The following is an 11,775-nucleotide window of genomic DNA, read 5'->3' as shown; positions in this document are numbered from 1 at the left end:
GGCTGCGAGTAGTTGAGGTGCGATCACCTGGCGTGACACTGATATTCTGCAACGGATAGTCCATTAAAGCGTGTCCTGTCAGCGATGAAATAGAGTTCAGGGGGCGGTCAGGCCTTCAAGCATGCTGTCAAAATCCAGCAACCAGGTTTTCAGCGCGGTCTTTTCGGAGTCAATCACGCAGCCCACGCTCAGCCATTGGCGTTCGTTGTGATCGGCACACGGCACGATGGAACCGATCAGGCGTCCATGCCGCTCTTCAAGGCCTGCGTGAAAATGAAAATCCAGCGCCAGCGCGGCATTACCCGCCAACAGCGTTTCATAGTGGCGAATGACCTGGACTTCGCCATGCAGTGGCTGCAGCGCCTTGACGGCTTCGGCGAACGCTTCGGCAAGCGTTGCCTCTTCAGGTACATCGCGACGCTGAATGGAGACGACGACAGGCTCTCCGCCCACTTGAACGGAGGCTTCAATCGCGTTGCACTGGAAATCTTCCGGGAAGCCGAAGTGGAACCCGCCGAAATTGAAACTGCAGGTTGCGTCGCGCAAGGCTTGTGGGACGGGGATAGCCGCTTGAATGATGTCGAGCGCCTGTTGCGCGGCAGCCCGCTCGGCTTCCTCGCGCGCCAGTGCTTCGTCAGCCAGTCGGCGTTCAGAGATACGGTCGTAGAGACTGGTGCGCGTCATGCGGCTTGAACCTTGTTCATCAACTGCTACATCTCCTTATGCAGGCAACGTACTGCCCCGTGGCCCATTTGTAACTGGACGATAAGCACATTAACGGGACCGGCCTATATCTCTGAGCCGACTGATGAGCAGGAAAACCCTGAAAATCCTGTGGGACAAAAGCTACGGACGAACTCTACTTTCAATGGCGAGTGTTTCGACCTTCCTTTAACTGGAAGTTCACTGCGGGCAGGTGAAAGCTTCAGGATGCTCTAGCACTAGCCTCCTGAAGCTTTGGCGGTTACTTGAAACCCTATTTCAACGCCTCGACCTCATCCTCCCGCCGATGCGCCCACTGATACAACGCCGGTAACACCAGCAACGTCAGCGCTGTCGACGACAGAATCCCGCCAATCACCACCGTCGCCAGTGGTCGCTGCACTTCGGCACCAGTCCCAGTAGCGAGGGCCATGGGGATGAAGCCCAGGGAAGCGACCAGCGCGGTCATCAGCACCGGGCGCAGGCGGGTGAGGGCTCCTTCGGTGATGGCGTCGTGCAGCGAGCGGCCTTCTTCGCGCAGGCTGCGGATGAAGGCGATCATCACCAGGCCGTTCAGCACCGCCACACCCGACAGGGCGATGAAGCCCACGCCTGCGGAGATCGACAGGGGAATATCGCGCAGCCACAGGGCCATGACGCCGCCGGTGAGGGCGAACGGTATGCCGGTGAACACCAGCAGGCCGTCCTTGAGGTTGTTGAACATCATGAACAGCAGCGCCAGTACCAGCAGCAGCGCCACCGGCACGACAATCTGCAGGCGTTTGGTGGCCGATTGCAGTTGCTCGAACTGGCCGCCCCAATTGGTCCAGTAGCCGGCCGGGATCTGCACGCCGTTATCGATAGTGGTGCCTGCTTCTTCGACAAACGAGCCAAGGTCTCGGCCGCGCACGTTGGCGCTGACGATGACCACACGTTTGCCGTTCTCGCGGCTGATCTGATTCGGGCCGAGCACCAGGTCAAGGCTGGCGACCTGGGACAGCGAGATAAAGCTGATCTGCTGGTTGCTGTTGGCGCTCGCAGGCACCGGAATGAGCAGGCTGGAGAGCCCGTTCACATCGGTGCGCAGTTGCTCGGACAGGCGCACCACCATGTCGAAGCGGCGATCACCTTCATACAACGTTCCCGCCTGACGACCGCCCAGCGCAATGGCGATGGCGTCCTGCACATCGGCCACGTTGAGGCCGTAACGCGCGGCCTTGTCGCGATCGATGTTGATGGTCAGTACCGGCAGGCCGGTGGTCTGTTCCACTTTCACTTCTGAAGCGCCTGGCACTTTTTGCAGGGTGGCGGCAATTTTTGCGGCGGTCTGGTTGAGCACGTTCATGTCGTCGCCGAACACTTTCACCGCGACGTCACTGCGTACACCGGAAACCAGCTCGTTGAAGCGCAACTGGATCGGCTGGGACAGTTCGTAGTTGCTGCCCGGCACACTGGCGGCGGCCTTTTGCAGGTCGGCTATCAGTGCCTCACGGGACTTGTCCGGGTCCGGCCATTCGCTTTGTGGTTTGAGCATCACGTAGCTGTCGGAGATGTTGGGCGGCATCGGGTCGGCGGCGATCTCGGCGGTGCCGGTGCGGGCGAACACGCGCTGCACTTCCGGTACTTTTTCGATGATGGCTTTTTCCAGACGCTGCTGCATGTCCACCGACTGGGTCAGGCTGGTGCCGGGAACCCGTAGCGCCTGCAGGGCGAAGTCGCCTTCGCTCAGGCTCGGGATGAACTCGCTGCCCATGCGGCTGGCGGTGAAGCCCGACAAGACAATCAGCACCAAGGCCATTCTGAATGCGATGGCGCGATGCCCCAGCACCCAGCTCAGGATCGGCGCGTAACGGTGGCGAGCGGTGCGCATCACCAGGCCTTCTTCTTCCTTGACCTTGCCGGTGACGAACATGGCGATGGCGGCAGGCACGAAGGTCACCGAGAGGATCATGGCACCGAGCAGGGCGATGACCACAGTGAACGCCATAGGGTGGAACATTTTGCCTTCCACACCGGTGAGGGCGAAGATCGGCAGGTACACGACCATGATGATCAACTGGCCGAAAATCAGCGGCCGACGGGCTTCTCTGGCGGCGGCGAAGACCTCGTGGAAACGCTCGGAGCGGGTCAGCATGCGGCCGTATTTCTTCTGGGCATGCGCCAGCCTGCGGATCGCGTTTTCGACGATCACCACCGCGCCGTCGACGATAATGCCGAAGTCCAGCGCGCCCAGGCTCATCAGGTTGGCGCTGACCTTGTTGGTGAACATGCCGGTAAAGGTGAACAGCATGGCCAGCGGAATCACCATGGCGGTGATCAGCGCAGCACGGATATTGCCCAGAAACAGGAACAGAATCACGATGACCAGAATCGCGCCTTCGATCAGGTTCTTTTTCACTGTTGCGATGGCTTTTTCGACCAGGTTGGTGCGGTCGTAAACCGTTACCGCTTCGACGCCTTCGGGCAGTGTGCGATTGATGTCGGCGAGTTTGGCGGCCACGGCCTGTGACACCGTCCGGCTGTTTTCACCGATCAGCATGAACACCGTACCAAGCACCACTTCACGGCCGTTTTCGGTGGCTGCGCCGGAGCGCATTTCCTTGCCGATACCGACCTCGGCCACGCTGCTGATTCTGATAGGCGTGCCCTGCACATTGGCGATGACGATGTTGGCGATGTCGTCCACGGTGCCCAGCTGACCCGGTGCGCGTATCAGCAGTTGCTCACCGCCGCGCTCGATGTAGCCTGCGCCGACGTTGGCGTTGTTGCGCTCAAGCGCAGCCACCAGATCGTTCAGTGTCAGTTTGTAGGCCGCCAGCTTCTTCGGATCCGGCGCAATCTGATACTGCTTGGCAAAACCGCCGATGGTGTTGATCTCGGCCACGCCCGGCACGTTGCGCAGTTGCGGCTTGATGATCCAGTCCTGAATCACTCGCAGGTCGGTCGGCGTGTAAGGCGTGCCGTCTTCTTTCAGTGCGCCCTCTCGGGCCTCGACCGTCCACAGAAATATCTCGCCAAGGCCGGTGGAAATCGGCCCCATCATCGCGTCGACGCCTTCAGGCAACTGGTCCTTGGCAATCTGCAGGCGCTCGCCCACCAACTGCCTGGCAAAGAACAGGTCAGTGCCGTCTTCGAAAATCACCGTGACCTGAGACAGGCCCGAGCGCGACAGCGAGCGCGTCTGTTGCAGACCGGGCAGGCCTGCCATGTTGGTCTCGATGGCGAACGTGATGCGCTGTTCGGTTTCCAGCGGCGAGAAGCCGGGTGCCGACGTGTTGATCTGCACCTGTACGTTGGTGATGTCGGGGACGGCATCGATAGGCAGTTTCTGGTAACTGGCAATGCCTAGCCCAGCCATGAGCAGCACAGCAAGCATCACGACGATGCGCTGTTCAATCGCGAATTGAATCAACCGTTCAAACATGGAGGTGTACTCGTGTGACGCAGATCAATGGGCGTGCTCGGCGGAGCCTTTGCCCAGCTCCGACTTGAGGATGAAACTGCCCGCGGCAGCCACTTGTGTACCGCCAGCCAGGCCTTTGACGATTTCCACATGGCCGCCATCGCGGCGACCGAGCGTTACCGGTGTCAGTTGAAAGCCTTCAGCGTTGCGTACGAAGACCGAGGGTTTGTCCTCAATCGACTGAATCGCAGACTCGGGAATGCTGACCGCCACGCTGGTCTGCTCGGCGGCGACTTCCACCGACACGAACAGGCCGGGACGCCAGGCACCCTGCGGGTTGGCAAGGGTCACGCGCACGGCGGCGGCGCGGGTCTGCTCGCCCAGCAGGCTGCCGACGTAACCAATCTTGCCTTCGACCCGCGCATTCAGATCGGGCGCGCTGACGATGACCGGACGACCGACCACCACCTTGTCCAGATCCTTGGGCGCTACGCCGAAGGTGGCCCAGACACGCGACAGGTCGGACAGCGTGAAGGCATTGCTCGCTTCGCTGACCATCTCGCCGATGCCGAGGTGTTTCTCCACGACCATGGCGTCAAATGGCGCGATCAATTCGTAGCGATTGCCCGCGGATGGGTTCAGGCTGGCACCGATGGCGCTGATCTTCTGTCGGGCGTTGGCCAGGTTGATGTCGGCCTCCTGAAACTCCTGGCGCGCTTGCAAGTAGTCCTGCTCGGCGGAAATCTTGTCTTCCCAGAGTTTTTTCTCGCGCTGTAGCGTCAGGCGTGCCAGTTCCTGGCGGCGTTGTGCGGCGTTCAGTTCGCTGCGTTGATCGGAGATCTGCTGGCTGGCAATCACCGCCAGCACCTGGCCCTTTTTCACGGCTTGACCCAGATCGACCTTCACTGATTCGACCACACCGCTGACCCGAGGCACGACATGCGCGGTGCGGTCCTCATCAAAGCGGATTTCGCCGGGGAAGGTCACAGTGGTGCTCATCTGTCGAGGTTCTGCGCTTGCCAGCTCGATGCCGGCAGTCTTGATCTGCTCGGCGCTCAGTTCGATGTGTCCTTCTTCCTCTTCTTTATGGGAAGACTCGGAGGCTGCGGCGTCCGGTTTTTTCGCCTCGTTGCCGTGGTCTGGCTCTTCAGCATGGCCCTGCTCGGATTCATGCGCGTGCCCATCGGCTGACGGCTCTGTTTCAGTTGCGAATGGCAGCATCTGCGGGTTCAGCGTCAGACTGCCCAGACCAATGATGGCCACCACCGCCAGCGTGATGGCAATGCTTCGTTTGTTGTTCATAAAGGCTCCCGGCGATCAGGTGCTTGCGGCACCTTGCGATACGCTCGATACAGGCGGAAAAGGAAAGTCAGGGGTTGAAGCTGAACCGGTTGAGATCACCGTGAATTCGCTCGACAGCCACTCGGGCTTCGGTGGCAGTCGCCAGTGATTCCAGGTACTGGCTGCGCGCTGAAATCAGCGTTCGTTGCGCATCCAGCACTTCCAGAAAACCGAACTTGCCCATTTCGAAACCGCGCGTTGCGGTGTCGACGGCGCGCTGCGCGGCGGGCAGGATGACCTGATTGAAGGACTCGACTTCCTGCGCCGCGGTGCTCCACTGATCGAGGGCGGACTGGGTCTGGGTACGCAGCTTGAGCTCAACGGCATTGCGCAGGTCGCGTGACTGGTCGGCCCGGCGGGATGCTGCGAGCACGTTGCCCTGGTTTCGATCGAATAGCGGCAGTGGCATCGACAGGCCCACGACATTGACCCGTTCGCGCTCTTCGCGGCTGTACTGGCTGCCGACGCTGACGGTCAGGTCCGGGATGCGCTTGGCGCGTTCTGAACCCAGCGCGGCTTCGCGCTGTTCTATTTGCGCCTGAGCGAGGCGTAGCTCTGCGGACTGGTTGATGGCGCTCAGTAGCTTTGCGCTCGGTGGCAGCTTGCCCGGCGACAGATCGGTGTATTCCAGACGCTCGAAAGAGGCGACCGGCGAACCTGTGGTGCGCGCCAGTTCACGGTTGCTGTTGATCTTCAGGGTCTCGGCGCGCCGTACCAGCAGGTCGGTTTCAGCCAGTTGCACCTGGGCGCGCGTGCCCTCCACCGGTGACACCTTGCCCGCCCGAACACGCCCTTCGGCAACCTGCAGGCCGCGTTCGGCCAGTGTTCTGGACTGGCGCGCCAGGTCCAGACCTGCCTGCGCCCGCGCCGCTGCGTAGAACGCCTGAACCACTTCGGCCCGCAGTTCGTTGCCGCGTCGCTCAAGCTCCAGCCGGGCGGCGTCCTGGCCCTTGCTGGCGGCTTCGATGCGTGCTCCGCGCTTGCCGCCCAGTTCCAGTGCCTGGCTGAGCATCACGGTGGTGGTGCTGGTCTCGCGGCGTGTGTCTTCAACCTCCCACGACACCACCGGGTTGGGAATCAGCCCGGCCTGCTGGCGATCACCTTCGGCAACGCCGATCTCCCATTGCGCGGCGGCGAGTTCCGGGTTGCGCGCAAAGGCTGCGTCCAGCGCCTGAGCCAGGCTGATGCCCTGGGCTGCTGCGATGCCGGGAGCAGCAAACGGCAACAGCAGCAGGCAAAGTGCAGCGACTTTCATGCCGGGCACCCTGTTACCAGACCGGTACGCCGAGTGCGTACGTTGTTCTTCAGTCGCATGAATTACCCTGTCCATGAAGCACCCCATCAAAACAAAAAACAAACAGGCACCTTGGCGCTGAAGTTGGCTGTGGGGACTTTATGTAACCGGAGCTATCAGAGGGATTGCTGGAAAATTACGATTTTGTTATCCAGCAAGATAAGCGTTTCTTTTCAGTACACTGCACGGCATCGTCATCATCCGTTCATCAAACAGGAAGCCTGGTTATGCGAATCCTTGTCGTAGAGGACGAGCCGAAAACTGCCGAGTACATGCATCAGGGTCTGACCGAAAGTGGCTATATCGTCGATATCGCTGCAACCGGGCTCGATGGCCTCTATCTCGCGCAGCATCAGGCTTACGATGTGGTGATACTGGATGTGAACCTGCCGGAAATGGACGGCTGGGAGGTATTGAGTCGCCTGAGGAAGACGGTCAGTACGCGCGTCATGATGGTCACTGCACGAGGGCGCCTGGAAGAGAAGGTCAAGGGTCTGGAATTGGGCGCGGATGACTATCTGGTCAAGCCGTTCGAGTTTCCCGAGCTATTGGCAAGGGTCCGCACGTTGATGCGGCGCAGCGAGCAGACCACCACCTCCAAGGTGTTGCAGGTTGGCGATCTGGAGCTTGATCAAGGGCGGCACCGGGCGTTTCGCGGCAGCCAGCGCATCGACCTGACCACCAAGGAGTTCGCGCTGCTGCACTTGCTGATGCGTCACAGCGGTGAAGTCATGTCGCGTACCCAGATCATTTCTCTGGTCTGGGACATGAACTTCGATTGCGACACCAATGTGGTGGAAGTGTCGATCCGTCGCCTGCGCGCGAAGATCGACGATCCTTTCGAGACCAAGCTGATCCACACGTTGCGCGGCGTGGGCTATGTGCTGGAAGTGCGTGAATGAAACCGACGCGTCTGTCGACGCGCCTGGGGCTGACCGTCACTGCGCTGATTGCGTGCCTGGTGCTGGTAATGGAAATGCTCGCTTATGCGGCTATTTCCCGTCAGCTCGATCTGCGCGCCGAAGACAGCCTGAACGAGAAGTTCGCGCAGATCGAACACAGCATGAGCGAGGGATTTCTCGGCATCGAAGACATTGTTCAATACCCTCATACCCTGCGTGACCAGATCATCGGACACGACAGCTATTCGTTGATGGTGCTCGACGCGGGCAACCCTCGGCAGCAATTGATGATGGTCGGTAACGAGGAAGGCCGGAACCTGCCTGTCCCCGAGGCAGATCACATACCTCAAGGCTTTCAGGAGTTGCAGTCGGTACACGGCCACAAGATTCTGATGGGTTACAGGGAAATACACCTCAAGACAGGGCAGGACATTCTCGTCAGGCTGTCGATGGATCGGGAAAGTGACAGCACGCTGCTGCACGCTTATTTGAAATCGACTTTCCTGATACTGCCGGTGATCTTGCTGCTGGTCGGCTTCGGTGCCTGGTGGGTGGTGCGTCGTGGTCTCAGGCCGTTGGGCGCTTTCAGAAAAGTAACGGCGCTGATCTCGGCTCGCGATCTGTCTCATCGCATGAAAGTGAAGGGCCTGCCTGATGAATTGCGCGACCTGGCGCATGCGGTCAATTTCATGCTGCACCGGCTGGACGGCGATGTGCAGCAGCTGGCGCAGTTCTCGGACGACCTCGCGCATGAGTTGCGCTCGCCCATGAACAACCTGATGGGCAAGGCGCAGGTCACGCTTTCCAGGCCGCGCCCTTCGGAAGAGTACAAGCAGGCGCTGGAATCGTGCACCGAGGAACTGGAACGCATGTCGCGCATGATCAGCCAGATGCTGTTTCTGGCCAGTGTCAGCCAGCCTGCCGCGCCGTTGCCGGTTGAGGTCATCGACCTGCGCGAAGAGGCCGACAAGGTCGCCGAGCTGTTTTCATCTTCGGCGGAAGAGCGCGACATCACCTTGCAGGTTCAGGGCAACGCGAAGGCAACAGGCGACCGGCTGATGATTCAGCGAGCGATTTCGAACCTGCTGTCCAACGCTATTCGCCACGGTCTGTCCGGCAGTCTCATTACTATCACCCTTGCCACGCATGCAGATGAAGTGTCACTGGCGGTGCGCAATGCGGGCGAGGGGATCGATGCCGAACACCTGCCGCGGCTGTTCGATCGCTTCTATCGGGTTCATGTCAGCCGCGCGCGACAGCAGGGCGGGACGGGGCTTGGGCTGGCGATTGTGCGTTCCATCATGAGCCTGCATGAAGGGCAGGTGACGGTCGAGAGCGAGCCCGGACACTTCACTACGTTCAGCCTGATCTTTCCTAAACTGGTGTAATGCGTCAGGTTGCTGGTCGTTCTTCAAGAACCTTTCGCTGCCCCCCGGCTCATAGCTTGTGAGCGGGTATTGCCCGGATGCTTCAGATGAAGCTGAACCTATAAGGATGGACGTATGACAGTTGCTTTCTGGTGCGTGCTGGTCGCGATCCTGCTGCCGATTATGTGTGCCGGTATCGCCAAGTTCGGCAGCGGCAAATTCGGCAGTGGGCACAATCATGACCCGCGCGCCTTTCTCGACAAGCTGGAGGGTTTCCCGCGCCGTGCGCATGCTGCTCAACTGAACAGCTTTGAAGTGACCCCGGCGTTCGCCGCAGCGGTCATCATTGCGCACATTGCCGGCAATGCGCAGTTGGTGACCATCGATGTACTGGCCGTGCTGTTCATCACCAGTCGTCTGCTTTACATCATCTTCTATCTGGCTGACCTCGCCGCACTGCGTTCGATAGTCTGGCTGGTGGGCATGGGGCTCATCGTCGCGCTGTTCGGCGTGTCGGCTTTCCCGGCCGTATCCTGACAGCCAGGTTGCGGCGCTGCCGATAAGCAGCAGCGCCGCGACCTTGATCAATCGTCCGGCTGGACTTTCTCAAGGTCGGTCTGGGCTTCTTGCAACTCTTTGCGCGACTCGGCCAGCTTGTCCTTGCGCTTGTTGATCTTCTCCGGATCACCCTTGTCCATGGCCTTGTTCAAGTCGGTCTGGCGGCGGCTGACTTCCTGCTTGGCGTCCAGCACCTTCTGCTTTCTCTGCTTGATCAATGAGGTCTCGGTGCAGTTGGCATTGACCTCGGCGAGGGCCTTCTCAAGCCCGGTCTGCTCGGCCTTGTTACCCTCAGTTTTGGCGTCCTGAATCTTGCTGCTGATTTCCTGGCTTTTGATCTGGCACTCGGAAGGTGCGGGTGCCTGCTCATCTGCCAGCAGCGTTGTAGCCAGCAGCGTGCAACTGGTGAAAAGGATCAGTGGTGATAAAAACTGCATATGAACTCCGTTTGAACACGGACAAAAAATGGACGTCCGCTACTTAAAACCTGAAATACCCTGAGCCTGCAATTGATGGCTCAATGCCTGCACCTCTGGGGCCTGAAAAAAAGACCTCAGTTTCGCTGCCCGGCCAGGCCCTATGCCCGGCTCTGCTTGCCATTGCTCAACGCTACGCCCGGCCAGTTCCTGCCAATTGTCAGGAAGTGTTGCGCTTCCTGTAGGCGGCAGTCCGATGGCCTTGAGCCACGTCTGAAACGGCCGTTCACGCGCTGTTTGCAGGCTGGCGAGCAGTTTAGCGCTGCTGCGCTCTGCGAAGCCGGGAATGTTAGCAAGCTCAGCATGATTCAGGGTCATCCAATCGAGCAGGCTCTCTATTTGGCCGTTTTCAATGAGTTTGTCCCAGGTCCCCGGACCGACGCCGGGCAGCGCAAGGCCTTTCTTGCCGCTGAGCCAGATCAGTCTGGCGCGGAACTGGCTTTCACAGCCTGGTGTGGCTTGCCAGCAGCTCAACTCATGAAAGTCATCGGCTTGCGGAATGATCATTTCAACTCGCTCGGCCGCGCGGGATATCACGCCGTCGAGTCTCGGAATCGTCAGCCCGGCCAGGCTTACGGCAACTTGATCGCCAGGCCTTATATCCAGCGTTTGCCAGCGTTGCAGTGAGCCGGTGCTGATGCGGCTGACGGTACGGTCGTCGAGACGTACCGGGGTCAGCTCCAGCACAGGGGTAATCCTGCCGCTGCGACCGATATTGAAGCTGACCTTGCGCACCTCGGCCAGTGCCTGTGCGTAAGGGTGCTTCCAGGCCGCAATCCAGTAAGGCGCACTGGCTTGCCAGCGTTGCATCGGTGGGCGCTGGCCCTGACGCATGATCACGCCATCTGTCGCGAATGGCAGAGGATTGCGGTACCAGTGCTCGCGCCATTTCGCAGCCTGAACATGATTTTCCAATGGGTGCGTGTACGCCTCGCTGTCCTCAAAGCCCATGGCTTGCAGGCCTGCGAGTCGTTGAGCCATATCGGCAGGCCCGTTCGGCCAGTCCCAGACGAATAGCCCGATGGCATCAGCCTGCTGCGGGCTGATTGTCTGTCGCGCCAATAGCCCTGCAACCTTGCTGCGCGCGTTGACGCTGCCGGATATTGCCTGAATATGATCGGTCAACCGCCAGTACAGCTCGCCTTGCAGGATCAGGGAGTCATGTTGGGGTAGACGCTGAGGAATGGCCTTTATCAGTCGTGCCTGCGAAGTCCAGTCCTGGCCCTTGCGCCCATCGCCGCGACTGATCGCCTGCACCAGCTGACCTTTTTCGTAAACGAGTGTGACTGCCACGCCGTCGATCTTGGGCTGAATCCACAGGTCGTTGCGGCCTTTCAGCCAGGCCTCGACACTGCTTTCGTCCGCCAGCTTGTTAACGCCCGTATGCGGTACGGGATGAGGCAGCGGGCCAACAGCTGTCGTTAGCGGATCGGACTCGGGTGTGGAAACGGCAAAGCACGAGCGCCACACGCTCAGCTTCTGCCGCGCCTGATCGTAAAGCTCGTCCGGGATTTGCGAGAGGCCCTGGCGATGGTAGCTGTCGTCCCACGCGGCAACCTGCTGTTGCAAGGCCGTGACCTCGCTGCGTGCCTTGGCTGCAGACCAGCCAGGGCATTGGCTGGCATGGCCGAGGCCGGGCAGAAGAAACACAAGAGCGAACGTCATCAGGCGAATGGTGGGCAGCATCGAAGCATCCTTGCGTTAGGAATGGGCTCGATGAGGCTAGTCGTTG

At 60.1% G+C, this 11,775-nt stretch carries 9 protein-coding genes; 3 read left to right on the top strand and 6 right to left on the bottom strand.

The features are described from left to right. Positions 1-96 precede the first annotated feature (96 nt). The 4 genes from KP808_RS23890 to KP808_RS23875 form a co-directional block, all read right to left on the bottom strand. Positions 97-684, bottom strand: a complete 588-nt coding sequence (locus KP808_RS23890) for a hypothetical protein (RefSeq protein ID WP_230017051.1) — start codon at positions 682-684, stop codon at positions 97-99. Between the two features lie 292 nt (positions 685-976). Beyond that, a complete protein-coding gene (locus KP808_RS23885; RefSeq protein ID WP_230017050.1) occupies positions 977-4,126 on the bottom strand; it encodes a CusA/CzcA family heavy metal efflux RND transporter in 3,150 nt (1,049 codons plus the stop codon). 24 nt (positions 4,127-4,150) lie between these two features. After that, positions 4,151-5,407: an efflux RND transporter periplasmic adaptor subunit gene (locus KP808_RS23880; RefSeq protein ID WP_122258835.1), complete on the bottom strand. Its 1,257-nt coding sequence runs from the start codon at positions 5,405-5,407 to the stop codon at positions 4,151-4,153. A gap of 67 nt (positions 5,408-5,474) precedes the next feature. Beyond that, positions 5,475-6,701, bottom strand: coding sequence for a TolC family protein (locus KP808_RS23875; RefSeq protein WP_122258836.1), 1,227 nt, complete (start codon positions 6,699-6,701; stop codon positions 5,475-5,477). Positions 6,702-6,967: 266 nt separating this feature from the next. Here KP808_RS23875 and KP808_RS23870 point away from each other — a divergent pair, with 266 nt between their 5' ends. From KP808_RS23870 to KP808_RS23860, 3 genes are all read left to right on the top strand, one after another. Further along, entirely contained in the window at positions 6,968-7,642 is a 675-nt protein-coding gene (locus KP808_RS23870; protein WP_004654919.1) for a heavy metal response regulator transcription factor, read from the top strand. Then, positions 7,639-9,030, top strand: coding sequence for a heavy metal sensor histidine kinase (locus tag KP808_RS23865; RefSeq protein ID WP_219170488.1), 1,392 nt, complete (start codon positions 7,639-7,641; stop codon positions 9,028-9,030). Before KP808_RS23870 ends, KP808_RS23865 begins: the two co-directional genes overlap by 4 nt. 114 nt (positions 9,031-9,144) lie before the next feature. Continuing rightward, the gene (locus KP808_RS23860) at positions 9,145-9,546 is read left to right on the top strand and encodes an MAPEG family protein (RefSeq protein WP_058402397.1); all 402 of its coding nucleotides are present in this window, start codon (positions 9,145-9,147) and stop codon (positions 9,544-9,546) included. A 47-nt stretch (positions 9,547-9,593) separates the two neighbouring features. On the opposite strand, the gene KP808_RS23855 is transcribed toward KP808_RS23860, so the two are convergent. Continuing rightward, positions 9,594-10,004 (bottom strand): DUF1090 domain-containing protein, encoded by a 411-nt coding sequence (locus KP808_RS23855; protein WP_005746924.1) that lies wholly within the window; start codon positions 10,002-10,004, stop codon positions 9,594-9,596. Between the two features lie 39 nt (positions 10,005-10,043). Next, positions 10,044-11,729: an NAD-dependent DNA ligase LigB gene (gene ligB / locus KP808_RS23850; protein ID WP_230017049.1), complete on the bottom strand. Its 1,686-nt coding sequence runs from the start codon at positions 11,727-11,729 to the stop codon at positions 10,044-10,046. Positions 11,730-11,775: the final 46 nt, after the last annotated feature.

The organism is Pseudomonas savastanoi (genome assembly GCF_020917325.1).
Lineage (GTDB): Bacteria > Pseudomonadota > Gammaproteobacteria > Pseudomonadales > Pseudomonadaceae > Aquipseudomonas > Aquipseudomonas amygdali.
Note: the sequence above shows the minus strand (reverse complement) of the source record. Positions and strands in the feature narration are given on the sequence as shown.

What these genes read in the sequence shown, in the direction of transcription:
- KP808_RS23890 (WP_230017051.1), bottom strand. Translation starts at nt 684, where the DNA reads ATGACGCGCACCAGTCTCTACGACCGTATCTCTGAACGCCGACTGGCT.
- KP808_RS23885 (WP_230017050.1), bottom strand. Translation starts at nt 4,126, where the DNA reads ATGTTTGAACGGTTGATTCAATTCGCGATTGAACAGCGCATCGTCGTG.
- KP808_RS23880 (WP_122258835.1), bottom strand. Translation starts at nt 5,407, where the DNA reads ATGAACAACAAACGAAGCATTGCCATCACGCTGGCGGTGGTGGCCATC.
- KP808_RS23875 (WP_122258836.1), bottom strand. Translation starts at nt 6,701, where the DNA reads ATGAAAGTCGCTGCACTTTGCCTGCTGCTGTTGCCGTTTGCTGCTCCC.
- KP808_RS23870 (WP_004654919.1), top strand. Translation starts at nt 6,968, where the DNA reads ATGCGAATCCTTGTCGTAGAGGACGAGCCGAAAACTGCCGAGTACATG.
- KP808_RS23865 (WP_219170488.1), top strand. Translation starts at nt 7,639, where the DNA reads ATGAAACCGACGCGTCTGTCGACGCGCCTGGGGCTGACCGTCACTGCG.
- KP808_RS23860 (WP_058402397.1), top strand. Translation starts at nt 9,145, where the DNA reads ATGACAGTTGCTTTCTGGTGCGTGCTGGTCGCGATCCTGCTGCCGATT.
- KP808_RS23855 (WP_005746924.1), bottom strand. Translation starts at nt 10,004, where the DNA reads ATGCAGTTTTTATCACCACTGATCCTTTTCACCAGTTGCACGCTGCTG.
- ligB (WP_230017049.1), bottom strand. Translation starts at nt 11,729, where the DNA reads ATGCTGCCCACCATTCGCCTGATGACGTTCGCTCTTGTGTTTCTTCTG.